Raw genomic sequence first — 22,259 nt, 5'->3', positions numbered from 1 at the left:
CCCATGGGGGCGGATTTGGCCCGGCCAAGGGGGAGTTCAGAGGGGCCGGAGTGATCCGCAAAAATAGGGGTTGACGGTGGCCGGGGCGGCTGGCTCTTTGTTTCCTTTTCCAAAGACAACTCCCTCCCTTTCACCATGCCCATCGAGATCAAAATGCGTAAGAATGAGCCGATCGACCGTGCGCTGCGCCGCATGAAGAAGAAGCTCGAGCGCGAGAACATCATCAAGGATGTTCGCACCAAGCGTTACAACGAGAAGCCCTGCGAGCGCCGCCGCCGCAAGGAGAAGGTCATGGCTTTCACCGCCATGCTGCGCCGCCGTTACGCGGAGTAAGCTTCCCGATCTGTCCCTTTTCACCGGCCGTGCGTCCTTCGGATGCCGGCCGGTTTTCTTTTTGGGGGTGGAAAATTGTAGGGCGGGGTCGCCGAACCCCGCCTTTGCCCGACACCTCTGCCGCGTTCGAGGCGGGGTTGCTGCGCCATCTCCGCCAAGCCTTCGTCGGCGAACCCGCCCGACAGGTGAAGCTTCGACCGCTAAAGCACATGGCTTGATTTAGGCGGGTTACCGTGTCCTAGTGTCCGATAACCGCGCATGAAGCCCATCGTCGCCCTCTCCAGCTGCTGGTGTTCCCAACGCCACCAGCAGGGTTATGAGATGATGCAGGAAATGGCGGCGCTGGGTTTCGAGTACGTCGAGCTCAGCCATGGCATCAAGATCACGCTCGTGCCGGGCATCCTGAAGGCGGTCGAGGAAGGGGTGATCAAGGTGGCCTCCTGCCACAATTTCTGTCCCCTGCCGCCTGGTGTGAGCCACGCCGCGCCGAACCTTTACCTGCCGTCATCGGCGGATGCCCGGGAGCGCGACCAATGGCTGCGGCAGAGCAAGCGCACGGTGGATTTCGCCGGCCAAGTCGGCGCCAAGAAGATCGTGCTGCATCTCGGCTCGGTGGAGTTTTTCTGGCTCAACCCCACGCGCAAGGCCGAGGCGTATTACGACGAGCATACGGCCGACGACCTCTCGGCCGACACCGGGTACCAGAAGATGGTGGCCAAGGCCCTGGCCAAGCTTAAAGGCCGGATGCCGCCGTATTGGGCCAAGACGAAGGCCAGCCTGACGGAGCTGCTGGCCTACTCCGCGCCCAAGGGCCTGCAGCTGGGCTTCGAGAACCGCGAGAAATTCGACGAGCTGCCACTCGATGCGGACCACCCGGAATTGATCGCGGCGATGGCCCAGCCCGGCGCCTGCGGGTACTGGCACGACACCGGCCATGCCCAGATCAAGCACGACATGGGCCTGCTCAACCACCGCGAGCACCTGGAGAAGAACGCACCCAACGCGATCGGTTTTCACCTGCACGACGTGAGCGCCGACGGGCGCGACCACCAGCCCATTGGCACGGGCAAGATCGACTTTGAGATGGTCAGCCAGTTCTGGCGGCCGGAACACACGCTGGTGCTGGAATTCAGCCCGCGGCTGACGCCGGAGGAAGTGTTGTCGTCGAAGCAGCGGGTGGAGGAATTGCTGGCGAAGCGGTTCGGGTAAGGGTGATCTCGGGCCGGGTCGGCAGGTCGGATGCGGCTGAAGGCCAGTCGAAGACCGGCCCTGCTTTGGGGCGTGGCGCTTGACGGCGCTGGATTCGTGGATGGGTTGGGCGGCCATGCCATGGTACAAATCCACGATCGGACGGCTGAGGGTGATCGGCTTCTGGGAAGGCGTGTCCTTCCTGGTGCTGCTGGGCGTCGCCATGCCGTTGAAGTATGTCTACGGGGAGCCGGCGGCCGTGCGCGTGGTGGGCATGGCGCACGGGGTGTTATTCGTGCTGTACGTGGGAGCGGCGCTCCACGCCGCGTGGGAGCAGGCCTGGACCTGGCAGCGTACCGGTCTGGTTTTGGCCGCGAGTTTGTTGCCGGCGGGACCATTTGTGGTGGACGCGCGGTTGCTGCGGGGGGCGGGGAAGGCCTAGGGCGGGTTGAGGATAAGGGGGAGCGGGGCGCTGACCCCGGAGGAGGAGGCGCCGAGCCGACCCATCTGGAGGCCGGGTTCCACCTTGGGCGCGATCAGGCGGGTTTGCCCGCCAAGTAACGGTGGATGCCTTGGGCAGCGCGGCGGGCGTCGCGCACGGCGTGGACCACCAGGCTCGGTCCGCGGACGGAGTCGCCGCCGGCGAACACGCCGGGGAGGGAGGTCATCAGGTTTTCGTCGGTCTTGAAGCCGCCCCATTTGTCGGTGGCGGTCTGGGCGAGGTCGCTGCCGGGCGGGAAGGGCACGGGGTCGAAGCCGTAGGCGACGACCACGAGGTCGGCGGGCAGGTCGAATTCGGAGCCGGGGACGGCCCGCGGCGAGCGCCGGCCGGAGGCGTCGGGGGCGCCGAGTTCCATGCGGACGCAGCGCACGGCCGTGACGCGGCCGGCGGCATCGCCGAGGAGGGCGACCGGGTTGGTGAGGAAGCGGAACTGCGCGCCCTCCTCGAGGGCGTTGGCGTATTCCTTGCGGCTGCCCGGCATGTTGGCGAGGTCGCGGCGGTAGAGACACACGGCTTCCTGCGCGCCATCGCGCAGGGCGGTGCGCAGGCAGTCCATGGCCGTGTCCCCGCCGCCAAGCACGGCCACACGGCGGCCGCGGACCCCGATCGGGACGCCGGCCATGAGCGGGGAGGCGACGTTTTTTTGGATGAGGAGGGGGAGGGCGTCGACGATCCCGGACAATTCCGCGCCGGGGACGTCGAGGGGCTTGGGTTTCTGGGCGCCGATGCCGAGGAAGACGGCGTCGTATTTTTCGCGCAGGCCGGCGAGGGAAACATCCCAGCCGACCCGGACGTTGAGGCGGAATTCGACCCCGCGCCGGACGAGCAGATCGATGCGGCGCTCGACGATGTGTTTTTCCAGTTTGAAGGCCGGGATGCCGTTGACGAGCAGGCCGCCGGGCACGGCCTGGGCCTCGAAGATAGTGACCCCGTAGCCGAGGCGGGCGAGTTCGTCGGCGCAGGCGAGGCCGCCCGGCCCGGAGCCGATGATGGCGACCTTCCGTCCATTGGGCGGGGCGGGGGTGGCGTCGAGCCCGCCGTGGGCGAAGGCAAACTCATTGATGAAGCGCTCGATGGCGCCGATGGCGATGGGGTCGGCGCGGCCGTTCAGGATGCAGGCGCCCTCGCAGAGTTTTTCCTGGGGGCAGACGCGCGAGCAGATTTCCGGGAGGTTGCTGGTGGCGCGGGAGAGTTCCGCCGCCTCGAGGAAGCGGCCCTGGGCGGTGAGGGCCATCCATTCGGGGATGCGGTTGGCCAGCGGGCAGCCGGTCATGCAGAGCGCCTCGGGGCACTGGATGCAGCGGGCCGCCTGCTCGCGCGCGGTCGCCTCGTCGAACTCGCTGTAGATTTCCTTGAAGTCCCCCACGCGCTCGGCGGCCGGCCGCTTGGGTGGGGTGGCGCGGTTGATCAACGACCAGGCGTACTTGGATTGTTGGTCAGTTTCGGAGGACATGCGTGGCGGATGTCGGGGGTGCGGTCCTGGCCGGCTTGGAATGCCGCAGGGTGAGCATGCCTTAAATCCGGGCGGCCGGCTCGGCGCATCTTGGCCAAGCCCGCGCACGGGTTGCGTCGGAGGCGGCAACCCGATCACCCGGGGAGTGGGGTGGGACCGCACCACGGGGTAGGCCCGGCGATTCGCCCGGACCGGCCGTTAACGTGCCAGCAGGGCAGTGATCCAGCGCCGGTGGGGGCCGGAGAGGGTGACCTGCCCCAGGTCCTGCAGCGGCACCCACTCGAGGGAGTCATCGCGGGCGATGGCGGCCTTGAGGGCCGGAGTCAGTTTCGCCGCGTAGATGGATTCGGTGATCTGGAAACGGGTGATGGCGCGGCGCTTGGTGACGAGCAGGTCGCGGGCGGCCGGTGCGCGGCCCACGATGTCGGCAGCGGGCAGTTCGTGAAGTCCGGCGAGCCGTCGGGCCTTGGCCGCACCGCGCTGCAGGAGGAGTCGTCCTTGGTGCACGCACCAGAGGCGGGCGATGGTCCGTTGCTCGATTACCTTGGGTTTGAGCCGCGGCAGGCTTTCGGGTTCGCCGTCCCGGAAGGCGGTACAGAAGGCGGCGACCGGGCAGACCAGGCAGAGGGGTTTCTGGCGGAAGCAGACGGTGGCGCCGAGTTCCATCATGGCCTGGTTGTGGGTGCCGGGGTGCGAACCGGGGATGAGGGCGTCGGCGAGCGGCGTGAAGAATTTCACCGCCTCCGTGCCGTCACGGAAGAGGCGGTTTTCGCCGGTCAGGCGGGCGAGGATGCGGACGACATTCCCGTCCACCACGGCGGCGGGTTCATCGAAGCTGATGCTGGTGATGGCGGCGGCGGTGTAGGGGCCGATGCCGGGGAGCTCGCGCCACGCGGCCGGGGTGCGGGGCGGGGTGGGGGCGGCGACCCAGGCCTGGGCGAGGCGGTGGAGGTTGCGGGCCCGGGAGTAGTAGCCGAGGCCTTCCCAGAGTTTCATGACTTGCGTCTCGGGCGCGGCGGCGAGGGCGGCGAAGTCGGGCAGGGCGCGTAACCAGCGGTCGAAGTAGGGGAGGACAGTGACGACCTGCGTCTGCTGCAGCATGAATTCCGAGACGACGGTCTTGTAGAGCGAGGGGGCGTCGCGCCACGGGAGCTTCCGCTGGTGGACGCGGTACCAGCCGTGGAGGGCGGCTTGGAAGGCCGGGCGCCGGGAGGAAAGCTGGTCAGGGTTGGCCACAAAAAGTCACGAGGAGCCACAAAAAGAACGAGCCCGAATCGGAGAGCCACTTTTTTGTGTGTATTTGCGGCTTTTTGTGGCCATGTAGCCGCATGGCAAAAAAGCCGGACCACGACGCCGACGAACCGAAGAAGATCACGAGCTACACGATCAAGCTCGATGATGCCCAGATGGAGAAGCTGCGGGCAGCGGTGGCGGCGAAGCACTGGGAGTCGGCCGAGGTGCCGTACGCGCGTTTCGCGTTCAAGGGACCCAAGGTCAACGTGACCGCCTACACCAGCGGCAAGGTCGTGGTGGCGGGGAAGGAGACGGAGGATTTTGTGCAGAACGTGATCGAGGCCCAGGTCACCGGCGCGGCCCAGCTGGGTTACGACGAGGTGCACCACCCCGACTGGTTCGAGCCGCACGCGGGGCTGGACGAGAGCGGCAAGGGCGACCTGTTCGGCCCGGTGGTGGCGGCGACGGTCATCGCGGAGAAACCCGCGATCGAGGCGTGGCGTGTCGCCGGGGTGCGGGACAGCAAGAGCATCGAGGACTCGCAGATCCTGCGGCTGGATGACGTCATCCGTGACACGCCCGGCGTGGTCGTGGAGACGGTGTATTGCGGCATGGACAAGTACAACGAGCTCATGCTCAAACCGCAGGCGAACCTGAACCGGTTGCTCGCGTGGCAGCACGCGCGGGCGCTGGAGGCGGCGCTGCAAAAGAAGTGGGTCGGTCGCGGCCTGCTGGACCAGTTCACCAAAGAGCCGTTGGTGCAGCGCGAGCTGAAGAAGCGCGGCCTGGAGCGGTTCACCCTCGACATGCGCACCAAGGCGGAATCGGACCCGGTGGTCGCCGCGGCCTCGGTGGTGGCGCGCGCGGAGTTTGTGCGGCAGATGCGGAACCTGTCGCGCGAGTTCGGCGAGAAGCTGCTGTTCGGCGCCGGGGCGCAGGCCAAGGCGCAGGCGGCGCAGATTGTGGACCGGCTCGGGGCGCGGGCGCTCGGCCGGTTTGCCAAGCTGCATTTCCGCACGAGCTACGAGGTCGTGGCCGCAGCGGGCAAGCTTGACGAGCTGCCGCTGAAGGAGCCGCGGGAAAAGACGGAGTGGAGGCGGTAGGACGCTACGGGCTGGCCGGGGTGCCGCGCCCGAGGTAGGCGGCGATCTCGGTGCCCCAGCCGGCGATCATCCCGCGATAGGCCTCGGGGGTGATGCGGCGGATGGCCTCGTCGCCCGCGTCGGAAAGGCCGGTATAGACGTAGCGCACCCGGACCCGGCTGCGCATGGGCGTGACGCTCGCGACCTGGACGGTGATGCGGGTGGCGCGCACGCCCGGGAGGACATGGTGGTACTCGATGAGTTCGGGAGCTTCGTAGCGGGTGATGGTCCAAATGGAACGGCTGGTGGGGGCGCCGGGGGACGGCGGGTGGTCCACGGTGAAGACGCTCCCGTTGTGCAGGGTCGCGTCTACGGGGGTGGCGAAGGCCGGTTGCCAGCCGGCGGCCCAACGTTTTTCGCCGATCGGCTCAAAGAACGTGAAGGCTTCGGCCGTCGGCAGCGCCAGCTCGAACTCGTGGGTGTGGTCGGCTTTGATGTGTTCGGCGGCGGCGGACAGGCAGGTCAGCGGGAGGCTGCCCAAGCACAGCAGCGGCGTGAGGCCTTTCATGAGGCGGGGTCGCGCTCGACGAGCTGGTGGCTGTCGGCGGCGGTGAGATCGAGGTGATAGACCTCCTTCAGCATCCGGATGCGCTGGAGGGTCGCGGGGGAGAAGGGCGTCTTGTTCTCGAAGGCGTGAAGGCAGATGCCCTCCAGGAGATCGCCGAGGTAAAGGTCGTGATATTCGGCGACGCCCTTGAGGACCTTGAGGATGCGTTTTTCGAGGCGGATGCCGGTCTGGATCCGCTCGACGGGTTTGGGGGTGGGTTTGCGGGGGGTGCTCATAATTGGTACATATATACCAAACACCCAAAGAGGATCTGGTCAAGCCCCGGCTGCCCCACCGCCCGGTGTCACGGCGCCCGCTGTTCCTCGTTCATGAGCTCGCTGATGTAGCGGGTGAATTCCTCGTCCTCGCCCTCGAGCAGCTCGGGGAGGGCGTCGCGAAAATCGCTCCGGCGCACCCACTCGCGCATGTAGTCCTCCCAGGACTGCCACATGCGGCGGGTCTGCTTGTCCATGTTGTCCTCATACACCAGGAGGTAGGCGCGTTCGAAGAGGGAGATGAGGATGCCGAAGATCGCGAGGCGGCGTTCCTTCTGCTCCTCGGTCAGCTCGGTGCGCACGCCCTCGCGGCGCAGGAGGTGCAGGTCGGAGTTGTCCAGCACGAGCTTGAGGAACTCGCGGTATTCGTCGGAGAGGCGCTGGAAGATCTCCTCCTCCTCGTTCTGGCGCTCCTTGCGCTGCTCGAGGACGAAGGTGAGGATCGCGAGCGGAAAGCCCACGACCGTCACGAGGTAGCTCAGCAGTTCCATGATTTCGAGCAGACTCATACGCCCAAGGAATCCAGTCCGGCGCCAAAGGCGAGCCGGAGGAAGGTGACGATTGGGAGCGGGTTAACTTCTGTTGTTAATCGCTGATGGCCATTTTCATGGGCGATATCGGGCCGGATCATCCGCATACTCGCAATTGCCCCGTGTCCCCGCTTGCCTGCCGGCTCCGGGACCCTACAAACAGCGCATGTCCAAGCGCCGGCAGCTCCGCAGTTACGACCTGAAGCAGATTCAGGGCGTGGCGGGCTTGATCGGGGTGGACGAGGCGGGCCGCGGGGCGCTGGCCGGCCCGGTGGTGGCCGCGGCGGTGCTGGTATCCCCGGAATTTTTGGAGAGCCGTTGGGCGGTGGCCAAGTCCGGCCGGGTCAACGATTCCAAGCAGCTCACCCCCGCGGAGCGCGAGGGGTTGTGGGCGGAGTTCGAGGAGTTGATGGCGCAGGGCCAGATCCACGCGAATTTCGGCACGGCGAGCGTGGCGGAGATCGAGACGGTCAACATCCTCGGGGCCACCAAGCTGGCGATGCGGCGGGCCCTCGGGGGCATCTACCCGCCAAGCGCCTTCGAGCTGAAGACCGAGCCGGACCTGTTTGCCAGCGAGGAGGAGAAGGCGGCCTTCCAGCCGACGGTGTCGTGCCGCATCCTGATCGACGGCCTGCCGCTGCGGCATTTCCCGTATCCCCACGAAGGCGTGGTCAGCGGCGACGGGCGCTCCCTGTGCATCGCGATGGCCTCGATCATCGCCAAGGTCACGCGCGACCGGCTGATGGACGAGCTGGACAAGACCCATCCGGGCTACGGCTTCGCCCAGCACAAGGGTTACGGCACGGAGGAGCACCGCGAGGCGATCCTCAAGCGCGGTCGGAGCGCGGTGCATCGCGACAGTTTCCTGCGCAAGCTCTTCGCCCAGCCGCGCGACCTCGAGGGGCAGATGACGTTGTTTGGTTGAACGGCATCCGGCACCCGGCTTCCCTCGGATACCCCATGGCGGTCAAAAAACACAGCTCGCTCGACAAGGTGCTCGGCCGGCTGGACCAGCTCGACGAGCCGAATCTGCACAACCTCGTGCAGCGCCTCGCCCGCGAGCGCGCGATGCTCGAGGCCGTGTTCAACACGCTGCAGGAAGGCGTGCTGGTCATCGACGCCGACGGCGTCATCGAGTACGCCAACGAGGCAGCGGCGCGGCTCATCGGCCTGAAGGAGCCGGCCGCGGGCGAAACCCTGTGGCGCTTCGTGCCGGGGTTGAGGGATTCCCTCGGCGGCGCGGGTGGGGCCTCGCCGCTGGTCACACGCGAATTTGAACTGGCCTACCCGTCGCCGCGGCTGGTGCGGCTCTACATGGTACCCTTCGCCGAGGGGGAGAGCGGACCGCGCCGGGCCATCATCCTGTCCGACATCACCGCTGAGCGGAAATCCACCGCCGAGCTCATCGAGAACGAGAAGATCTCATCGATCCTGCTGCTCGCCGCCGGCGTGGCGCACGAGCTGGGCAATCCGCTGAACTCGCTCACGATCCACCTGCAGCTCATCGACCGGAAGCTCCGGAAGCTGAAGGCCTCGAAGGAGACGCGTTCGCTGGAGGACTCGATCAAGATCTGTCGCGACGAGGTCACGCGGCTCGACGGCATCATCAAAAATTTCCTCGAGGCCATCCGCCCGCGGCCGCCCGACCTGGGTGAGGTCTACCTGCCGGGCCTGATCGAGGAGGTGCTGCATTTCCAGTCGCGCGAACTGGCGGACCGGGGCATCACGGTCAAAGGTGAGATGCCCGACGGCACGCCGGTGATCATGGCGGATCGCGACCAGCTGAAGCAGGTGTTTTTCAACCTGATCAAGAACGCCATGGAGGCAATGCAACCTGGCGGCCGACTGAGCCTGAAGCTGCGGGCCGACGAGGACTCGGTGTACGTGGCACTGGCGGACACTGGCAGCGGCATCAAGGCCGAGGACCTGGCCAAGCTTTTCCAGCCCTACCACACGACCAAGATCAGCGGCCATGGCCTCGGCCTGATGATCGTGCAGCGCATCGTGCGCGACCACGGCGGCCACGTGGGGATCGAGAGCAAGGAGGGCGTGGGCACGGTCGTGACGCTCCAGTTCCCCCAAAAGCACCGCCGGGTGCGGATGCTGGCGGGCGGGTGAAATTCAGGCAAAGTATCTGGAATAACCCGGCCGCTGGCCCCTCCCAAGGATACATGTCCAGCGAGATGTTCACGCAGTTGGTGGATGCGCACTACACGCCGCTCTACCGCTTTGCCCTGAGCCTGACGAAAAGCCCGTCGGACGCGGGGGACCTCACCCAGCAGACCTTCTTCATCTGGGCGAAGCAGGGGCATGCGTTGCGGGAGGAGGGGAAGGCCAAATCGTGGCTCTTCACGACGCTTTATCGGGAATTCCTGCGCATCCGCCGTCGGTCCGAGCGGGTGACCGCCCTGGAGGACCTCGGGCCCGTCGAGGCGGACCCGGCAGCGCCGGAGGTGGACGTCGTCACGGGGATGGATGCGGGTCTCGTGGTCGAGGCGTTGCAGGAGGTCGACGAGACCTATCGCGTGCCGCTGACGCTGTTTTACCTGCAGGACCTTTCATACAAGGAAATTGCCGGGATGCTGGAGGTGCCGATCGGCACGGTCATGTCCCGGCTCTCACGCGGCAAGGCGCAGCTGCGCGCCGCGCTGGCGCGCAAGGAAGCGGGCCAGCGGAGCAAGGTGGTGGCATTCCAAAATCCTGAAGCGAGGAAACTCTCATGAACAACGAGGAGGCAAAATTCATCCTGCAAGGCTACCGGCCCAACGGCGCGGATGCCGGCGACGAGACCTTCGCCGCCGCGCTGGAGCAGGCAAAACGCGATCCGGCCCTCGGCGCTTGGTTCGCCCAGCAGCTGGCCTTTGACGCCGCCCTGAGTGCCAAGCTTGGCCGGATCGTCCCGCCGGCGGACCTGCGTTCGGCCATTCTGGCCGGGGGCCGGGCCTCGGCAGGCGCGACGCCGGTGCGGGCCTGGTGGAACCACCCGGTCTGGATGGGGGCTGCGGCCAGCGTGGCGATCCTGATGGCGGCCGGTTTGGCGCTGTGGCCGAAGCAGGCCTCGGCCTTTGATGATTTCGCCTACGCGGATGCCCGTCTGGGGCCCACGCATGGGCACGAAGGCAACGGGGCGGCCACCGGCGCGTTGCAGCTGATGCTGAGCCAGCCCACCACCAAGCTGGGGCAAAAGCTGCCGGTGAGCTTTGCCACGCTGCATGAAACCGGCTGCCGCACGGTGAACTATCGTGAGGCTGACGTGCTGGAAGTGTGCTTCGAGCGCAACGGGGAGTGGTTCCACGTCTACATCGGCCGCGCGGCTGACTTTCCCGACCGCAAGCCCGGGGCGGGCCTGACCATCGTGGACAAACCCAGCGGCGCGGTCGCCACCTGGGCGGATGGGGAGCATGTGATCGTCGTGGTCAGCAATGTCGGGCGCCAGAGTCTCGAGGCTTTGCTCTGAGTGTTCCTGGACGGGGATCGGGGTTGTTGGCAGGGAATCGGGCCCGGTTTTTTACAACCGAGTCGAAAGATTTATGGGCAACAACGGCGCGTAAAAAAGCCGGGGTTCCGCGACTTAAAAAAGTGAGTGGTGAAAAGCGGGACACCTCGTCGCAAACCCATTTTTACAGGGAAACTTCCCTCTTGTCGGGGTCGTAGCGATGAACTTTGTCCCGACCACCTGCGACATGAAACGACTCCTCACATATACCTTACTCCTGACCTCCATCCTTGGTTTTACCGCCACAGCCGGGGCCGACGACCGCTGGGCAACCCTGCGGGCCATCAACTGGGTGGAGAACCCGACCAACCACGCCCGGATGGGGCGGTTTGGTGAACTCGGGCCCTACCAGTTCCGGACCGGGACCTGGAAGATGCACACCAAGCGTCCCTTCAACCAGGCGACGCAGCGGGCGGCGGCGGACGAGGTGGCGGTGAAGCATTACGAGTGGCTGAAGCGTACCCTCTCGCAGGCGGGCGTGGATCCCAACGCCTTCAATATCGCGATGGCGTGGAATTGTGGCGTGGACAACGTGCTCAAGGGCCGGGTGCCGGCGGTGAGTTATGATTATGCCACCCGCGTGACCAATCTCGTGCAGACCTTCAAGGAACGGGAGCCGGCCACCGTGGCCGCCGCGCCCGGGCAGGTCGCCCGTCCACCGGTGTTGTCGCTCGAGAGCCCGGTCGTGAATTTTGCCCTGGCCCAGGGTGTGGCGCCGCAGTTCGACCTCGTGGTACCGCCCCCGTCGGAGGACCCGGTGGTTTACACGGATCGCGAGCCGATGATCGTGGCCGAGACCGGACACCGGTTTACGTTCACGACGGCGGCGACCCTGACCCCGCGTTTCAGCCTCTGAGGCCGACACGGACGCCGCGCGAAGCAACGGACCCAAGCCGCCCCGATCGGGCGGCTTTTTTTGGCTCCGGCCCAGGGGAACGAAATCGCTTGGCTCGGCTGCGGACCTGCGGGCAGGATGACCCCGGTTGATGCGACGCTTCCCATTTAAAAGTCTGCGCGCCCTCTGGTGGGCGCCGCTGGCCTGCTACGGCCTGGCGATGCTGCTCAACCAGACCGATCTGGTGCGGCAGTTTGAGTGGCGCACCCTGGATTGGCGGACGCGCTACCGGGTGCCGTTCCAACCCCCGCCCGATCCGCGGCTGCACCTGGTGCTCTTCGACGACGACACCGAGGCGAATCTCGTGTCCTGGCCCCCGCCGCGGCAATGGCACGGGCAATTGATCGAGCTGGTCTCGGTCGCCGAGGCCAAGGTGCTGGCCATGGATGTGTTCATCACCTCGGAGCGTGATCCCGAGAGCGACCAGGCGATGGCGGCCGGCGTGCAGGCGGCCCGCGAGCGGGGGATGGCGGTGATTTCCGGGGCGGTGCGCAGCGATTTCCCGACAGAAGCGACGGAGTCGACCCGGCTCGGTCCGACCCAGCCGATCCGGCAGGTGGTCGGGGACACGAGCCGGTTCGTTTCGGCCCAGTTTGCCGCCCTGCCGATTCCGGTGCTGCGCGAGGTGAGTCACTTCGGGTTCGTGGACGTGCCTAAATTTGGCGAGGAACGTGTGGTGAGCGCCTCGGGCATCCCCCGGACGCCACCAATGCTGGTCCGGATCGGGGATGCGGTCTATCCGTCGCTCTCGCTGGCGACGGTCATGCACTATTTCGACGTGCCGGCGGACCGGGTGCGTGTGACGGTCGGGGAGGCGATCTATGTGCCGACGAAGGATCGGGAACTGCGCATCCCGATCGATGAACGCGGGTGCCTGTTCCTCAATTACCGCTACGAGGCGCTGGACGCGGAATCGGTCTTCCCCGCGCTGAGTTACCGCGGCCTGCTGCTCGGTCTGATGGCCAAGTACGTGGATCCCCAGATCGAGGCCCCGGCCCCGCCCGACCTGAAGGGGGCCATCGTGATGGTCGGCCTGTTCGAAACGGGCAATGCCGACGCCGGGCCCTCGCCGCGGGCCGAGTACACGCCGCTGCCGCTGGTGCATCTCAATGCGATCAACAACATCCTGACCGGGGACTACGCGCACAAGGTGCCGGAGAATCAGATTTGGGGCCTGGCCGTGCTGCTGGGCTACCTGGGCTTGCTGGTGCTGGCCGATCGCTCGGTGCTGGTGCTGATGGGTGGGGCCGTGCTGGGCGCCGTGGCCTACGTCGCCCTGGCGCTGTGGGCGTGGGTGTACGCCAGCTGGTGGTTCGACCTGATTGCGCCGCTGGTGGGCTTCGGCGGACTCCAATTCGTGGTCATCGGCCGCCGGATCATCGAGGAGCAGCGCTCGAAGCAGGAGATCAAGGGCATGTTCGGCACCTATGTGTCGCCGGAGTTGGTGGAACGCATGGTGCAATCGGGCGCGAAACCCCAGCTCGGTGGCCATACCGAGGAGATCACGGCTTACTTCAGCGATATCCAAGGCTACTCGGGCTTTTCGGAGGCGATGCCGCCCGCCCGTCTGGTCGAGTTGCTGAATGAATATCTGACGGTGTGCACCGATATCCTGCAGGAGGAGGGGGGCACGCTCGACAAATATATCGGGGATGCGGTCGTGGCGATGTTTGGCGCCCCGGTGCCGGTGAAGGACCATGCCTTGCGGGCCTGCGTGACCGCGTTGCGGGTGCATCACGCGCTGGATGAGCTGCGGCAACGGTGGGCGGCCCAGGGGGAGGCCTGGCCGCTGTCGGTTCGCCAGATGCGCACCCGCATCGGGTTGAATACCGGTCTCGCGGTCGTGGGCAACATGGGCAGTCGCACGCGCTTCAATTACACGATGACCAGCGACGATGTGAATCTGGCCGCCCGCATGGAGTCAGGCGCGAAGAAATGGGGCGCCTACACCCTGTGCACCGAGGCCACCAAGGCGGCCTGCCAGGCGCATGGGGGCGACCGCGTGATCTTCCGGCCGCTGGGTCGCATCGTGGTGAAGGGCCGGGCGCAGGCCGTGCCCATCCACGAGCTGGTGGGCCTCAAGGAGCAGGTCGCGGCGCAGACCTTGGACTGTCTCGGCCTGTTCGGCCAAGGTCTGGACAAATACCACGGCCGGGACTGGGTTGGGGCGGCCGAACTTTTCCGTCGGAGCGCCGAGCTGGAGCCCAACCAACCCAGCCGGTCGCCGGGAGTGACCTCCAACCCCTCCCTCGTTTTCCAGCAGATTGTGGCCGATTACCGGCTGAACCCGCCGCCGCCGGAGTGGAACGGAGTCTATGTCATGCATGAAAAGTAGTCCCAGCGAAGGGGTGGGATCCTGTAAACAACCGGCCCTTGGCGCTGTTAGCCACCTGTCCGGGCGATTTTACGAATTCCTCGAATCTGCGCTTGTCCTGCCGGGTTTGCCTCACAAGATGCAAACGACCGGCCTTTTCCTTTAACACTTATGAGCACACGCAAACTTGTCCTGACCTTCCTCTCTGCACTTCTCGGCCTCGCCACCATGGGTATTGCCCAGGCGCAGACCACCGAGGCCACCGTGACCAAGGTCACCGGTTCGGCCAATGTCACCCTGCCTGATGGCAGCTCCCAGGCGGTCACTGTCGGCATGAAACTGCCCCAGGGTTCCGAGATCACCACGGGCGACGCCTCGCAGGTGATCGTCAACGCCCACGAGGGCATCGTGGCCGTGGCCAGCTCCAAGACGGTCATCGCGATCAGCGAGCTGAGCGTCAGCCCCAACGGCACGCGCAATGCCACCATCGCCCTGAAGTCGGGTAATCTGGCGTCCTCGCTCGATCCGACGAAGAAAGCCATCAACAATTACAAGGTCAGCACACCGAAGGGCGTCGCCGCTGCCCGCGGTACGACCTACTCGGTCAGCTACAACGGCGGCACGCTCTCCGTGACGGTTGTCGCGGGTGTCGTCCAGTCCTTCACCCTCACCGGCACCTCGCTGGGCAACACGACCTCGGGCAACACGTCCACCACGACGGATGCCGGCACGACCTCCCAGACTCTGGCGCAGGCGATTGCGTCCGAGGGTGCTGCGCTCGGTGAAGCTCTCACCGCCCTCGCCACCTCCGTGGCCTCGGTGGGCGGGGCCGATGCCGTCGCCAATGTTTCTGCGGTGGTCGCCCAAATCGCCACATCGGCGGCCGACAGCCCGGCCGCCACCGCGATCGTGGCCAACGCCACTGGCTCTGCCGCCGCTACCCTCAGCCAGGGCTCCGGCGGCACCGCGGCCGCGGCTCAGGTGGTGGGTGCTGCTGTCGCCGCGTCGGCGAAGGCGGGCAACACGGCTGCCGCCGGCACGATCGTTGCCACAGCGACGACCACGACGAGCGCGGTCTCCGGTGGTGCGGATGCCGTCGCCGGGATTGCGTCCGCGTTCTCTGCGGAGGCCACGACCCAGGCGGCGCAACTCGGCGCTCCCGTGACTATCAACGTGGACAACGTGACCACCGCCGCCACCAATGCGGTGTCCACCGTCACTACCACCACCAACACGCCCGCTGTGACGGTTGATACCCCTCCCTCGTCTGAGACCCCGCCGGCGACCACCGAAGTCGTGGTTCCGATCATCACGACCCCGCAGCCGATCGACCCCGGCACCATCAGCCGGAGCTGAGCGTATTCCCTCACTTTCAACGCCGCCCTCACAAGGGGCGGCGTTTTTTATTTGATGCGTGGTTCCGGTTGGCGGGCACGCGATCCAGTTGGGATCCATCCAACCCCACGACGAGGTCGCCGTGGCTTCAGCCGTCGCCAAGCCTATGGCTGCAGGCCAGCCCGCTTGGATGGAGCCTAGGCGACCCGGCCCGCGTGGATTACGTGTTACGCCGCAGAGTATGTCCCGTGTCACTTTGCTCGGAACCTGTCTCAGGTCACCCATGCCCTGGGCGGTAGCCGCCCACCGGCCTTACTCGAGGAATGAGGTCTGCTTGGCCGTCGGGCCGCTCTCGGGTGCCGGGGCGGAGGACAAGTGCCGCGGCGGCTTGGCGATGCGGCTGGCCACGGCGGCCTCACGGTCGCGCACGATCCGGTCACAAATCGTCTCGATCTGCAGGTGCAGCCAGTGGGTGGTGGGGCTGCCCACCGTGTAGTCCGCCGGTCCGTAGTGGTCGATGCGGCCGGTCGAGCGCAGGCGGTCGTTCTGCTCGAACTCGGCGCGGACGGCGGGATTGTAGACCGCGTAGGTCTTGCCGCCGCCTTGTTTCACCACGGAGAAACTCGGCACATCGCTAGGGCCGTCGGCGATGTAGATCATGTTCGGCAGCGGGATGCGACGGTCCTCGGGTGTGACCTTGGCGTTGACGTCGATCGCCGGGTTGCGGTTGGTGCCCTTGTTGATCTCGAAGATGGCGCGCGTCTTGGAGGTGTTGTCGATCATCACGCCGATCTGCGCGATCTCGGCGGCGGCCTCCAGGGCCATCTCGTTCTGTTGCAGGAAACCGGGCTGCAGCGGGTTCTCGACGAATTCGCAGGCCCAGATGGCGTCGATCTCCGGGGCGAGGGCGCTGCCGCGGATCATCTCGGCGAGGCCGGTGCTCACGACGTAGTGCTCGAGCTGGATCTCGTGCTTGGCGTATTCGGGCTTGGCCTTCACCCAAGCGCGGGAGGATTTAAAGAAGTCCGGCAGGCCGGGATAGAAGCCGATCTCGCGGCCGCACTCACGCAGGACCTGGTTGTTCAGGCCGGCCATCTTGCCGGCGAGCACGTAGGTCAGCAGGTGGTTGAGGTAGCTGATTTCCGGGGAAATGCTGTAGCCGCGCTTCCGATAGGTGGCGGCCAGGGCATTGGTCTCGGCCCAGAACGTGGCCTCGTCGACGCCGTAACGGCGGAAAAGCGGGGCCTGCATGTAGGCCGGGATCAAAGTCTTGTCAAAGTCCCAGACGCAGGCGATGATGTTCTGAGTGAAGAGCGTTGAGGCCATCAAAAAGGTTTTCTACTAGCACGGCGGCACGCCGTGCAGTCAGTCCGTGGATAAAGCCGCCGCCTGCGGCTGACGCAATTCGCAATTTCCCTTCCTGTCCCTTCGCATGGATCAGCTTCCCGATATTCTCAGTTTTCGCCGCCGCCTCGACGAGCTCGATGCGCAGATGGCGGACCCGTCGTTTTATACCAACCCGCGCAAGGCGGCGGACGTCACCCGCGAGCAACAGGGCCTGCGCGAGCTGACCGAGAGCCACGCCGCCTACGAGCGGATGGGCCGGGACCTGGCTGAGCACACCAAGCTGGTGAAGGACCCCAAGGCCGATCCCGAGCTGCGCTCGCTGGCCCAGCTGGAGATGCCCGAGCTCACCCAGCAGCGCGAGACGCTGAAACAGAAGATCCTGCTGGCGATGATTCCGCCGGAGCCCACCGACTCGCGCAACACGGTGATGGAAATCCGCGCCGGCACCGGCGGGGACGAGGCGAGTCTCTTCGCCGCGGAGCTCTACCGGCTCTACACCAAATACGCCGAGGGCCGCGGTTGGAAAATCCAGCCGATGAGCTCGAGCGCCTCCGACCGCGGCGGGCTCAAGGAGGTCATATTCCTGATCACGGGCGAGCAGGTCTACAAGCAGCTCAAGTACGAGAGCGGTGTGCACCGCGTGCAGCGCATCCCGGTCACTGAGGCCAACGGCCGCATCCACACCTCCACGATCACGGTCGCGGTGCTGCCCGAGGCCGAGGAGGTGGACGTCCAGATCGACCCGCAGGACCTCGACATCAGCGTCATGCGGGCCAGCGGACCGGGCGGGCAGGGGGTCAACACCACGGACTCGGCCGTGCGCATCGTGCACAAGCCCACGGGCCTGATGGTGTATTGCGCCGACGGGCGCTCGCAGCAGAAGAACAAGGCGCAGGCCATGGCCGTGCTGCGCTCGCGGCTGCTCAAGCTGAAGGTCGACGAGGAGCAGGCAAAGTACGCGGCCCAGCGTCGTGGCCAGATCGGCACGGGCGGGCGCAGCGAGCGCATCCGCACCTACAATTTTCCCCAGAACCGAGTCACCGACCACCGCATCGGCCTCACGCTCTACAGCCTGCCGGCGGTGATGGAGGGCAACCTCGACACGGTGATCGCGGCGCTACAGCGCGCGGACTTCGAGGAGAAGCTGGCGCTGCTCACCGGCGGACCGCTGCCCGTACGCGCGGGTGATGCGGGCGACGACGATTGATGCCATGCTGACCGTCCTCGAGATCATCAAGCGCACGACCGAGTTTTTCGACAAACGCGGCGTGGAGAGCGCACGGTTGAACGCCGAGTTGCTGATCGGTCACGCCCTCGCGCTGAAGCGGATGCAGCTCTACCTCCAGTTTGAGCGGCCGCTGGCCGAGGCCGAGTTGGAGAAGATCCGTCCGCTGGTGAAGCGGCGGGGCAACCGCGAGCCGTTGCAATACATCATCGGGGACACGGAATTCTGCGGCTTGAAGCTGAAGGTCGACCGTCGGGCCCTGATCCCGCGCCCTGAGACCGAATATCTGGTGGAACTCATCACCGGCCGGGTGACCGCGCCGCCGGAGCGCATCCTCGACCTGGGCACCGGCACCGGGGCCCTCGCGCTGGCGCTGGCGACCCATTACCCGGCGGCGCTCGTCACGGCGGTGGACGCCAGTGCGGACGCGCTCGCCCTGGCGGGGGAGAACGCCGCGGCGCTGAACCTGGCCGGACGCGTTGCGTTGGTCGCTTCGGATTGGTTTTCCGCCGTGCCGCCCACGGATCGCTTTGCCCTGATCGTGGCCAATCCGCCTTATCTCACGGCGGCGGAAGTGGCGGAGGCTGCGCCCGAGGTGAGGGAACACGAACCGCATGCTGCGCTGGTTGCAGCGGCCGACGGGTGTGCCGACTTGGAAGTGATCATTCGCCAAGCCCGGACCTACCTGGCTCCGGGCGGGATGCTGGCCTGTGAGACCGGCATCGCCCAGCACGCCCGCCTGCGCGCGCTGGCGGAGACGGCGGGCTATGCGCGCACCGAGTCGTTGCCTGACCTGACCGGGCGCGATCGCTTCCTGCTAGCCTTTGTGTAGCACCAACGGGGCCGGGTTCTCAATCGAGAGCCGGTCGCTGTGCTTCAGGCGCAGGGTGTCGGCCACGACGCGCAGGGTCTCGCGCAGGTGGACGTCGAACTTGGACTGCACGTCCTCATCGGGCGCGTCGGTGTTGCCTTCCTCGGCGGTGGGTTCCGGGACGAGCCCGGCGGCCTCGGCCTTGAGAACGGACTCGAGCTTGATCTCGCGGGAGGCGAAATTGGTCTGGGCCAGGCGCTCGACCTCGGCGTCCATGAGCTTTTTGAACTCGTCGTCGGCCTCCTTGGTGGCGAGGCGCTGGTCGAGGTTGAGGGAGACGGTCTTCTGGTCCTGCTTCTCGCGGAACCAGTCGATGCTCTTCTTCAGGTAGGCGAACTCGTCGAGGGATTCCTGCCGGGTACGGCTGGCCTGAAGCAGGGGCTGCACGAAGGTCTCGTCGAGCGCCTTGCCGGTGAAGGCGGTGGGGCGGATCTCGTCCCAGACCAGGGCATGGGGCAGGGTGCCCTCGCCGATGGGCAGGAAGTCATCGATCGAGGGAAGGGTGATGTCGGGCACGACGCCCTTCTTCTGCGTGGACGCGCCGTTGGGGAGGTAGAACTTGCGGACGGTGAGCTTGGCGGCGCCGGAGTGGGTGATCTCCTTGCTCAGCGGCGGCATGAAATTCTTCATCTCCAGGAGGGCCTGGACGGTGCCCTTGCCGTGGGTGGAGCTATCCCCGATGATCACGGCGCGGCCATAATTCTGGAGCGCCCCGGCGAAGATCTCCGAAGCGGACGCACTGAAGCGCGAGGTCAGCACGGCGAGGGGGCCGTCATAGGCGACGGTGCTGTCAGTGTCGCGCCCGATCTCGACGCGGCCTTGGAAGTCGCGCTCCTGCACCACCGGACCGTCTTTGATGAACAGGCCGGTGAGGTTCACCGCCTCGGTCAGCAGGCCGCCGCCGTTGCGGCGCAGGTCGATGACGAGGGCCTGGATGCCCGCGGTCTGGAGCTTGGCGATGAGTTCGGCGACGTCCTGCGAGGCGGTGTTGCGGACGTCCTCCGGGGCGGCGTCCTCGGGGGACCCGTCGTAGAAGGAGTTCAGGGTGATGACGCCGATCGGCAGCGTGGTGCCGGCCGCCTCGCCGGGCAGGTCGAAGATCGAGGCGGTGGCGCGGGCGGAGTTGAGTTTGATGACGTCGCGGGTGACGAGCACCTGCTTGGTCTGCGAGGCGTCGGGGGCGGTGCGCGGGAGGATGGTGAGCGTGACCTTGGTGCCCTTGGTGCCGCGGATCATGTCCACGATCCGGCGCAGCTTCATGCCGATGACCTCGACGGGTTCGCCGCCTTCCTGCTGCACGGCGACGATCTTGTCGTTCATGTGGATCTGGCCGCTGTTGTAGGCGGGGCCGCCGGGCACGACCTCGCGGACGATGCAGTAGCCGTCCTCCTCGATGCCAAGCACGGCGCCGATACCGATGAGGGAGAGCTTCATCTGGATGCTGAAATCCTGGTAGGTGTCGGCCGAGAGGTAGTCGGAGTGCGGGTCATACATCCGCGTGAGGCTGGTGAGGAACATCTCCTGGATATCGGACGTCTCGATGTCGCCGAGGTTCTTAAGCATGCGCTCGTAGCGTTTGCGGAGGGTGGTCTGGGCCTCCTCGGTGGTTTTCTTCGCCACGAGGTCGTGCAGCATCTCGTACTTGATGCGTTTGCGCCAGAGGTCCTCGGCCTCGACGTTGTCGGCGGGGAAGGGGCTCTTGCTGCGGTCGGGGGCGTAGGATTCCTGCGCGGTGAAGTCGAAGCCGAGGGGGAGCTGCTCGAAGACCCAGGTCAGGCGGGTTTTCACGCGCTGCTCGTAGACCTTGTAGATGTCGAACCCGGCGTCGATGTTGCCCAGGTAGGCGAGGTCGGTCTCGAGGCGCGGGCCGAACTGCCGGCGGAAGGCCTGTTCGTCGGCCTGGGTGAAGAAGAGCCGCTGCGGGTCGAGTTCCTGCATGTAGGCCGTGATGATCTGCGGGTAGTCCGCCGCCGTCATGCCGTCCTTGTTGTAGTGCAGATGCTCGAGCATCTGGATAAGTGTCCGGGTCTCCTGCCGCATGAGCGGGGTGGTCTTGAGCTCACGGTCCGGGGCGGCGGCCAGGACGCCGGCGAGGAAGAGCGAAAAGAGGGCGGCGCGAAGCGGGAAGCGGGGGAGGAGATTCACGGGATGGGGGAAGCGTGGGGAATGAGAGTCCGGGCGGGGGAAAAGGTTGCGAGAATAATGACCGCTGGTCCGGGAAAGGGATGAACCGCGGGCTAGCGCTGGTTGAGCAGGTCCTTGGCGTCGTCCAGGGTGCGTTTCTCCTCCGCGGTGAGGGAACCGAAGCCCTGGCTGTTGATCTTGTCGAGGATGCGATCGACATCGGCGCGCAGGGTCTCGGTGGCGCGGCGCGTGCGGGCGGGGGCGGCGGGTGTGGCGGCGGCCGGCGGGCGCCGGCGGGGCCAGCGCAGCCAGGTGGGCAGGGAGAAGGACGCGGCGCGGTCCCAGCCGTTGTTGGCGTGCAGGAATTGGAAATAGAGCCAGCCGGCCAGCATGCCGCCCAGGTGGACGGACGGGGCGTAGCCGAAGGGCACTGGCGAGCCGGGCAATTCGTAGAGGATGAGCAGGAAGGCGTCGATCGCCGCCAGGCCATAGACAAAGTGCATCGGCTGCATGGTCACCGAAAAGAGGAAAAACGGCATGAAGTTCATGCGTTGGTTCTCATACAGCCGGGCGAGTACCACGAGCAGGCCCAGGATGCCGGCGCTCGGTCCGATGTAGCCGCCCCCGGTGCGCCAGTGCAGCGCGAGCCAGCAGAAGGCCCCGGTGACGAGTGCGCCGCCAAACACCAACGTGAAGCGCCGGGCGCCCAGCTGGGGCTCCAGCTCACGGCCGATCAGGACCAGACCGAGGAGGGAGAAAATGATGTGCAGCGGGTTGCCCGTGCTGTGGAGGAAGCCGTGGGTGACCAGGATCCAGAGCCGGCCTTGCTCGGCGTTGCGAACCGTGAGGCGCAGCAGATCGGGCAGGGTGGAGCTGGAGCCGAGCCACGGCGAAAGCAGCACGAGCTGCAGGACAAACGTGGCCAGCATCGCCGCAATCAGCCAGACCAAGGCGGTGGTGGGCGGCCGGGGATAGTCACCCCGCATGTAGGATCGGTCGGACGGCATTACGGCGAAACTTATGTCGGTTGGGTGACAATACAAGCCCGGGTCGCACGCGAGGGAAAGCCTCAACCGGCAGGCATCCTCCTCCTTGACAGGGCGGCGAATTCCCCTTGATTGAACGGACCCATGGCCAACAAAGCAGACAAGTGGAACGACAACGCAGCCGGCAAGTTTTACGTGGACCAGCAGTGCATCGATTGCGATCTCTGCCGCGAGACCGCCCCGGCGTTCTTCAAGCGCCATGAAGAGGGCGGCTATTCCTTCGTTTTCGCCCAGCCGACGACCGAGGAAGAGGTCCAGCTTTGCACGGAGGCCCTCGAGGGCTGTCCCGTGGAGGCCATTGGCAGCGACGGCGAGTAAGGTTCGCCCCGGCGACAATCCCAGGCCGCGTGCGCGCGGCCTTGTTTTTGGTCTAATAGTTAATCAATTTGTAATTCTAAATTAA

At 66.2% G+C, this 22,259-nt stretch carries 22 protein-coding genes; 14 read left to right on the top strand and 8 right to left on the bottom strand.

Features of this window, described 5'->3' with window-relative positions; translation table 11 throughout:
* Window positions 1–135 precede the first annotated feature (135 nt).
* The 3 genes from rpsU to Verru16B_RS00230 all read left to right on the top strand — a co-directional run bounded on the left by rpsU (window position 136) and on the right by Verru16B_RS00230 (window position 1,963).
* On the top strand, window positions 136–333 hold the full coding sequence (gene rpsU / locus Verru16B_RS00240) for a 30S ribosomal protein S21 (protein WP_069960407.1): 198 nt from the start codon (window positions 136–138) through the stop codon (window positions 331–333).
* Window positions 334–591: 258 nt separating this feature from the next.
* Entirely contained in the window at window positions 592–1,542 is a 951-nt protein-coding gene (locus Verru16B_RS00235; RefSeq protein WP_069960406.1) for a sugar phosphate isomerase/epimerase family protein, read from the top strand.
* A gap of 115 nt (window positions 1,543–1,657) precedes the next feature.
* The gene (locus tag Verru16B_RS00230; RefSeq protein WP_069963524.1) at window positions 1,658–1,963 is read left to right on the top strand and encodes a DUF3817 domain-containing protein; all 306 of its coding nucleotides are present in this window, start codon (window positions 1,658–1,660) and stop codon (window positions 1,961–1,963) included.
* A gap of 94 nt (window positions 1,964–2,057) precedes the next feature.
* Here Verru16B_RS00230 and Verru16B_RS00225 read toward each other — a convergent pair whose 3' ends face one another.
* Together Verru16B_RS00225 and Verru16B_RS00220 are read right to left on the bottom strand one after the other, a co-directional pair.
* Window positions 2,058–3,476 (bottom strand): NAD(P)-dependent oxidoreductase, encoded by a 1,419-nt coding sequence (locus Verru16B_RS00225; RefSeq protein WP_069960405.1) that lies wholly within the window; start codon window positions 3,474–3,476, stop codon window positions 2,058–2,060.
* A 198-nt stretch (window positions 3,477–3,674) separates the two neighbouring features.
* Entirely contained in the window at window positions 3,675–4,712 is a 1,038-nt protein-coding gene (locus Verru16B_RS00220) for an A/G-specific adenine glycosylase (protein ID WP_069960404.1), read from the bottom strand.
* A 92-nt stretch (window positions 4,713–4,804) separates the two neighbouring features.
* On the opposite strand from Verru16B_RS00220, the gene rnhC reads away from it, so the two are divergent.
* Window positions 4,805–5,812 carry a ribonuclease HIII gene (gene rnhC, locus Verru16B_RS00215; RefSeq protein ID WP_069960403.1) on the top strand — a complete coding sequence of 336 codons (1,008 nt, stop codon included), beginning with the start codon at window positions 4,805–4,807 and terminating at the stop codon, window positions 5,810–5,812.
* A gap of 4 nt (window positions 5,813–5,816) precedes the next feature.
* Here rnhC and Verru16B_RS00210 read toward each other — a convergent pair whose 3' ends face one another.
* The 3 genes from Verru16B_RS00210 to Verru16B_RS00200 all read right to left on the bottom strand — a co-directional run bounded on the left by Verru16B_RS00210 (window position 5,817) and on the right by Verru16B_RS00200 (window position 7,182).
* Window positions 5,817–6,359, bottom strand: a complete 543-nt coding sequence (locus Verru16B_RS00210; protein ID WP_069960402.1) for an SRPBCC family protein — start codon at window positions 6,357–6,359, stop codon at window positions 5,817–5,819.
* Complete coding sequence (locus Verru16B_RS00205) at window positions 6,356–6,634, bottom strand: hypothetical protein (protein ID WP_069960401.1); 279 nt, start codon at window positions 6,632–6,634, stop codon at window positions 6,356–6,358. Before Verru16B_RS00205 ends, Verru16B_RS00210 begins: the two co-directional genes overlap by 4 nt.
* Window positions 6,635–6,702: 68 nt before the next feature.
* A complete protein-coding gene (locus Verru16B_RS00200; RefSeq protein WP_069960400.1) occupies window positions 6,703–7,182 on the bottom strand; it encodes a hypothetical protein in 480 nt (159 codons plus the stop codon).
* A 187-nt stretch (window positions 7,183–7,369) separates the two neighbouring features.
* Between Verru16B_RS00200 and Verru16B_RS00195 the strand changes: the two genes are divergently transcribed.
* From Verru16B_RS00195 to Verru16B_RS00165, 7 genes are all read left to right on the top strand, one after another.
* Complete coding sequence (locus tag Verru16B_RS00195) at window positions 7,370–8,128, top strand: ribonuclease HII (protein ID WP_069960399.1); 759 nt, start codon at window positions 7,370–7,372, stop codon at window positions 8,126–8,128.
* Between the two features lie 35 nt (window positions 8,129–8,163).
* Window positions 8,164–9,321 carry a two-component system sensor histidine kinase NtrB gene (locus tag Verru16B_RS00190; RefSeq protein WP_069960398.1) on the top strand — a complete coding sequence of 386 codons (1,158 nt, stop codon included), beginning with the start codon at window positions 8,164–8,166 and terminating at the stop codon, window positions 9,319–9,321.
* Window positions 9,322–9,374: 53 nt separating this feature from the next.
* Window positions 9,375–9,926, top strand: a complete 552-nt coding sequence (locus tag Verru16B_RS00185) for an RNA polymerase sigma factor (RefSeq protein WP_069960397.1) — start codon at window positions 9,375–9,377, stop codon at window positions 9,924–9,926.
* Window positions 9,923–10,660 carry a hypothetical protein gene (locus Verru16B_RS00180; protein WP_069960396.1) on the top strand — a complete coding sequence of 246 codons (738 nt, stop codon included), beginning with the start codon at window positions 9,923–9,925 and terminating at the stop codon, window positions 10,658–10,660. The genes Verru16B_RS00185 and Verru16B_RS00180 overlap by 4 nt, the downstream gene beginning before the upstream one ends.
* A gap of 226 nt (window positions 10,661–10,886) precedes the next feature.
* Window positions 10,887–11,555, top strand: coding sequence for a hypothetical protein (locus tag Verru16B_RS00175; protein WP_157772090.1), 669 nt, complete (start codon window positions 10,887–10,889; stop codon window positions 11,553–11,555).
* Between the two features lie 130 nt (window positions 11,556–11,685).
* Window positions 11,686–13,929 carry a CHASE2 domain-containing protein gene (locus Verru16B_RS00170; protein WP_083269981.1) on the top strand — a complete coding sequence of 748 codons (2,244 nt, stop codon included), beginning with the start codon at window positions 11,686–11,688 and terminating at the stop codon, window positions 13,927–13,929.
* 150 nt (window positions 13,930–14,079) lie between these two features.
* Window positions 14,080–15,264 carry a FecR domain-containing protein gene (locus Verru16B_RS00165; protein ID WP_069960393.1) on the top strand — a complete coding sequence of 395 codons (1,185 nt, stop codon included), beginning with the start codon at window positions 14,080–14,082 and terminating at the stop codon, window positions 15,262–15,264.
* Window positions 15,265–15,555: 291 nt separating this feature from the next.
* Here the strand turns inward: Verru16B_RS00165 and Verru16B_RS00160 are convergent, their stop codons facing one another.
* Window positions 15,556–16,569 carry an HAD family hydrolase gene (locus tag Verru16B_RS00160; RefSeq protein WP_069960392.1) on the bottom strand — a complete coding sequence of 338 codons (1,014 nt, stop codon included), beginning with the start codon at window positions 16,567–16,569 and terminating at the stop codon, window positions 15,556–15,558.
* 106 nt (window positions 16,570–16,675) lie between these two features.
* Here Verru16B_RS00160 and prfA point away from each other — a divergent pair, with 106 nt between their 5' ends.
* Both prfA and prmC read left to right on the top strand, forming a co-directional pair.
* Window positions 16,676–17,797 carry a peptide chain release factor 1 gene (prfA, locus tag Verru16B_RS00155; RefSeq protein WP_069960391.1) on the top strand — a complete coding sequence of 374 codons (1,122 nt, stop codon included), beginning with the start codon at window positions 16,676–16,678 and terminating at the stop codon, window positions 17,795–17,797.
* Between the two features lie 4 nt (window positions 17,798–17,801).
* Window positions 17,802–18,647, top strand: a complete 846-nt coding sequence (prmC, locus tag Verru16B_RS00150; protein ID WP_069960390.1) for a peptide chain release factor N(5)-glutamine methyltransferase — start codon at window positions 17,802–17,804, stop codon at window positions 18,645–18,647.
* On the opposite strand, the gene Verru16B_RS00145 is transcribed toward prmC, so the two are convergent.
* Window positions 18,633–20,831: a carboxy terminal-processing peptidase gene (locus Verru16B_RS00145; protein WP_069960389.1), complete on the bottom strand. Its 2,199-nt coding sequence runs from the start codon at window positions 20,829–20,831 to the stop codon at window positions 18,633–18,635. The genes prmC and Verru16B_RS00145 overlap by 15 nt on opposite strands.
* A 92-nt stretch (window positions 20,832–20,923) precedes the next feature.
* The gene (locus Verru16B_RS00140; protein WP_069960388.1) at window positions 20,924–21,817 is read right to left on the bottom strand and encodes a rhomboid family intramembrane serine protease; all 894 of its coding nucleotides are present in this window, start codon (window positions 21,815–21,817) and stop codon (window positions 20,924–20,926) included.
* A 123-nt stretch (window positions 21,818–21,940) separates the two neighbouring features.
* Here Verru16B_RS00140 and Verru16B_RS00135 point away from each other — a divergent pair, with 123 nt between their 5' ends.
* On the top strand, window positions 21,941–22,174 hold the full coding sequence (locus Verru16B_RS00135; RefSeq protein ID WP_069960387.1) for a ferredoxin: 234 nt from the start codon (window positions 21,941–21,943) through the stop codon (window positions 22,172–22,174).
* Window positions 22,175–22,259: the final 85 nt, after the last annotated feature.

This window comes from Lacunisphaera limnophila (genome assembly GCF_001746835.1).
Lineage (GTDB): Bacteria > Verrucomicrobiota > Verrucomicrobiia > Opitutales > Opitutaceae > Lacunisphaera > Lacunisphaera limnophila.
This window is presented reverse-complemented; position numbering and strand designations above follow the sequence as displayed.

What these genes read in the sequence shown, in the direction of transcription:
- Verru16B_RS00225 (WP_069960405.1), bottom strand. Translation starts at nt 3,476, where the DNA reads ATGTCCTCCGAAACTGACCAACAATCCAAGTACGCCTGGTCGTTGATC.
- Verru16B_RS00210 (WP_069960402.1), bottom strand. Translation starts at nt 6,359, where the DNA reads ATGAAAGGCCTCACGCCGCTGCTGTGCTTGGGCAGCCTCCCGCTGACC.
- Verru16B_RS00200 (WP_069960400.1), bottom strand. Translation starts at nt 7,182, where the DNA reads ATGAGTCTGCTCGAAATCATGGAACTGCTGAGCTACCTCGTGACGGTC.
- Verru16B_RS00205 (WP_069960401.1), bottom strand. Translation starts at nt 6,634, where the DNA reads ATGAGCACCCCCCGCAAACCCACCCCCAAACCCGTCGAGCGGATCCAG.
- Verru16B_RS00175 (WP_157772090.1), top strand. Translation starts at nt 10,887, where the DNA reads ATGAAACGACTCCTCACATATACCTTACTCCTGACCTCCATCCTTGGT.
- Verru16B_RS00190 (WP_069960398.1), top strand. Translation starts at nt 8,164, where the DNA reads ATGGCGGTCAAAAAACACAGCTCGCTCGACAAGGTGCTCGGCCGGCTG.
- Verru16B_RS00160 (WP_069960392.1), bottom strand. Translation starts at nt 16,569, where the DNA reads ATGGCCTCAACGCTCTTCACTCAGAACATCATCGCCTGCGTCTGGGAC.
- prfA (WP_069960391.1), top strand. Translation starts at nt 16,676, where the DNA reads ATGGATCAGCTTCCCGATATTCTCAGTTTTCGCCGCCGCCTCGACGAG.
- Verru16B_RS00195 (WP_069960399.1), top strand. Translation starts at nt 7,370, where the DNA reads ATGTCCAAGCGCCGGCAGCTCCGCAGTTACGACCTGAAGCAGATTCAG.
- Verru16B_RS00185 (WP_069960397.1), top strand. Translation starts at nt 9,375, where the DNA reads ATGTCCAGCGAGATGTTCACGCAGTTGGTGGATGCGCACTACACGCCG.
- Verru16B_RS00235 (WP_069960406.1), top strand. Translation starts at nt 592, where the DNA reads ATGAAGCCCATCGTCGCCCTCTCCAGCTGCTGGTGTTCCCAACGCCAC.
- Verru16B_RS00165 (WP_069960393.1), top strand. Translation starts at nt 14,080, where the DNA reads ATGAGCACACGCAAACTTGTCCTGACCTTCCTCTCTGCACTTCTCGGC.
- Verru16B_RS00180 (WP_069960396.1), top strand. Translation starts at nt 9,923, where the DNA reads ATGAACAACGAGGAGGCAAAATTCATCCTGCAAGGCTACCGGCCCAAC.
- rpsU (WP_069960407.1), top strand. Translation starts at nt 136, where the DNA reads ATGCCCATCGAGATCAAAATGCGTAAGAATGAGCCGATCGACCGTGCG.
- Verru16B_RS00135 (WP_069960387.1), top strand. Translation starts at nt 21,941, where the DNA reads ATGGCCAACAAAGCAGACAAGTGGAACGACAACGCAGCCGGCAAGTTT.
- Verru16B_RS00140 (WP_069960388.1), bottom strand. Translation starts at nt 21,817, where the DNA reads ATGCCGTCCGACCGATCCTACATGCGGGGTGACTATCCCCGGCCGCCC.
- prmC (WP_069960390.1), top strand. Translation starts at nt 17,802, where the DNA reads ATGCTGACCGTCCTCGAGATCATCAAGCGCACGACCGAGTTTTTCGAC.
- Verru16B_RS00170 (WP_083269981.1), top strand. Translation starts at nt 11,686, where the DNA reads ATGCGACGCTTCCCATTTAAAAGTCTGCGCGCCCTCTGGTGGGCGCCG.
- Verru16B_RS00230 (WP_069963524.1), top strand. Translation starts at nt 1,658, where the DNA reads ATGCCATGGTACAAATCCACGATCGGACGGCTGAGGGTGATCGGCTTC.
- rnhC (WP_069960403.1), top strand. Translation starts at nt 4,805, where the DNA reads ATGGCAAAAAAGCCGGACCACGACGCCGACGAACCGAAGAAGATCACG.